We start from the raw sequence: 2,841 nt of genomic DNA, 5'->3' as shown, positions 1-2,841 counted from the left end.
ACGGCCGGTCAGCCGGGCGGTCTCCTCCCGGCCTCCGGCTCGGCGGCCAGGCAGCGGCTTCGGGCCCGGAGGAACACGTCCTCGGCGCCGGCCGGGTCCTGCGGAGTCCGGGTGCGGTGGGACCAGGGGAGTGACGTGTAGTACGGGCCCATCGCCCGGAAGACCGGTGCGGCGTCGGTGAACCGGAGCGAACCCCACAGCGCGTGGGCCAGATGGTTGAGATCGAGCAAGGACCGGGCAGCCGGGTCCGCAGCGGCGAACCAGATGTGCAGCGCGCGCCGGGCGTCGCGCTCACCGTCCTCGGTGACCCAGTGCAGGTCCAGCGCCCGCTCGTTGCCGTGCTCGCGGCGGTAACGCTCCACCCGGACATACAGCGGCAGCACATGGAGCGGGGAACCCTCCGGAGCGGAAGAGGCCGCCCACTGCACGAAGTTGACCGCTTCGGAGAGCGTGCCGCTCGTCTGCCTCGCGTAGACGAACTGCAGCATCCGGTGGTAGGCCTCGCGGTTGAACGGATCGCGTTTGTCCGCCTCCGCCAGCAGCCCCCACGGCCCGGGGAACAGCATCGGGCCGGGCGGCAGCAGCCGGTGCTCCTCCAGGCGCTGCCCCTCGTCGAGCTGGGACAGCGCGAGGAGACAGACCCAGGGAACCGGGTCCGCGGGCGAGGCGTGCGCGGCGGAGCGGCAGCCCTCCCACGCCTCCTGCCACAGCTCCTGGGCGCTCGGGCGCCGCTCCCGATGGGCCCGGATCGCCCGTTCCACGGCCACCCGGGCACGCATCACCGTCGCCGCCACGCTCCTCGGCTCCTCGGCGAGCCAGGCGTGCACCGCGTCGGAGCCCGCCGCCACGGCCGCGAGGACCTGGGTCCGCCGAGTCCACGACGCCCAGTCGGGCGTGCTCTCCAGCAGGTTCCGCATGGCCAGCCAACGGCCGGTACGCAGGTCCTGTAACGCCACCCTCAGATCGTGATCGTGCCCCGCGGGGTGGTAGACCGGCCGGAAGTCACCGGGAGCCATGTACGCGCCCCGCCCCTGAACTCGTGGCCGGGGAGGGGCGGTGAGCCGGACACGGCGGTACGGCACAGATTCTTCTCGTCATGAATCCTCATGGAGCGTGGGGGGTTGGGCCGTTCGGTCGTGAACCACCGGTGGTCATCGTCCGGTTGCTCACTCGGCGGTGAGTGTAGAGCGCTCGGCGGCAGCCATCCGGTGACTCCGCGGATCTTACTCAAGTAGCTCCTTCCCACCGGACGTTGATCTCCGTATGAGGCCGGGCACAGGATGATCCGGACGGGGTTGACGCAGGGCGTGGTCTGCACGACTGTGGGCGCAGGGACCAGATGATCACGATTCCGCCCGGATCCGGGCGGCCCGCACGGCTGGAGCGTCACTTGACAGAGCCGGTACTCGCCATCGACCAGGGGACGTCCGGGACCAAGGCGCTGGTGATCTGTCCCGAGCGAGGGGTGATCGGTTCCGGTTCCGCGCCCGTACGCCCGAGGTACGGCGCCGGGGGACTGGTGGAGGCCGATCCCGCCGAGCTGATCGGGTCGGTCCTCGACGCCGGCCGGCAGGCGGTGGCGGAAGCCGCCGAACCCGTGGCGGCCGTCGGCCTGGCCAACCAGGGCGAGACGGTGCTGGCCTGGGACCCCGCGACCGGCCGGCCGCTCACCGACGCCGTCGTCTGGCAGGACCGGCGGGCCGAAGGCATCTGCGGTGACCTCGCCGCACGCGGGGACGAACTGAAGCAGCTCACCGGGCTGCCCCTCGACCCCTACTTCGCCGCGCCCAAGATGGCGTGGATACGACGCGAGCTGACCCGGGAAGGGGTGGTGACCACCAGCGACTCCTGGCTGGTCCACCAGCTCACGGGGGCGTTCGTCACCGATGCCGCCACCGCGGGGCGCACCCAGCTGCTCGGCCTCCACGACGTCGGCTGGTCGCCCGCAGCCCTGGAGATCTTCGGCCTGTCCGGCGAGCGGCTGCCCGCCGTCGTCGACTGCGCCGGGCCGGTCGGCGCCACCACCGCGTTCGGCGAAGAGGTCCCCCTGACCGGCCTCCTCGTCGACCAGCAGGCCGCCCTGCTGGCACAGGGTGCCCTGACACCCGGCCAGGCCAAGTGCACCTACGGCACCGGGGCGTTCCTCCTCGCCCAGACCGGCGGCCGGCCCAGCACCGGCTCCAGCGGCCTGGTCAGCTGCGTCGCCTGGCGCCTCGGCGGGCGTACGGACTACTGCCTCGACGGCCAGGTCTACACGGCTGCCTCCGCCGTGCGCTGGCTCACCGGTCTCGGGGTGATCTCCGGAGCCGCGGACCTCGACGCGGTGGGCGCCTCGGCCCGCGGCACCGGAGGAGTCACCTTCGTCCCCGCGCTCGCCGGTCTCGCCGCTCCCTGGTGGCGCAGCGACCTGCGCGGCTCCCTGACCGGCCTCGGCCTCGACACCACCGCCGGCCACCTGGTCCGCGCCCTCTGCGAGGGCATCGCCGCACAGGTCGTCGCCCTGGCCGACGCCGTCGCGTCGGATCTCGGCGCGCCGCTGACCGTGCTGCGGGTCGACGGCGGCCTGACCCGCTCCTCCCTGCTCATGCAGACCCAGGCGGACCTGCTGCAACGGCCGGTCGAAGTCTCGGCGCTGCCCGACGTGACCGCGCTCGGCGCCGGCGTGGTGGCCAGGCTCGGGCTCGACCCGAAACTGCCGCCGAGCCGGGCGACACCCGCATGGCGGCCCTCGGCCGTGTACGAACCACGGATCGGCCCCGAGGAGGCCGCGGAGCGCCTCGCGGGCTTCCGTGCCGCGGTGGACACCCTGCTGGAGCGCCCGTGACCGTCGCCCTCACCACC

Annotated in this window: 2 protein-coding genes; one reads left to right on the top strand and one right to left on the bottom strand. The window is 73.3% G+C overall.

From position 1 onward, the window contains the following. Nucleotides 1-8 precede the first annotated feature (8 nt). A complete protein-coding gene (locus VN520_RS09625; RefSeq protein WP_325746446.1) occupies nt 9-1,016 on the bottom strand; it encodes a hypothetical protein in 1,008 nt (335 codons plus the stop codon). Between the two features lie 374 nt (nt 1,017-1,390). Here VN520_RS09625 and VN520_RS09620 point away from each other — a divergent pair, with 374 nt between their 5' ends. Then, nucleotides 1,391-2,824 carry an FGGY family carbohydrate kinase gene (locus tag VN520_RS09620; RefSeq protein ID WP_325746445.1) on the top strand — a complete coding sequence of 478 codons (1,434 nt, stop codon included), beginning with the start codon at nt 1,391-1,393 and terminating at the stop codon, nt 2,822-2,824. Nucleotides 2,825-2,841: the final 17 nt, after the last annotated feature.

Origin of the sequence: Streptomyces sp. (assembly GCF_035563135.1) — a bacterium.
In the GTDB taxonomy this organism is placed as follows: Bacteria; Actinomycetota; Actinomycetes; order Streptomycetales; family Streptomycetaceae; genus Streptomyces.
This window is presented reverse-complemented; position numbering and strand designations above follow the sequence as displayed.

Bases quoted from the DNA above. Each gene is read 5' to 3' on its own strand.
- VN520_RS09625 (WP_325746446.1), bottom strand. From the start codon at position 1,016: ATGGCTCCCGGTGACTTCCGGCCGGTCTACCACCCCGCGGGGCACGAT.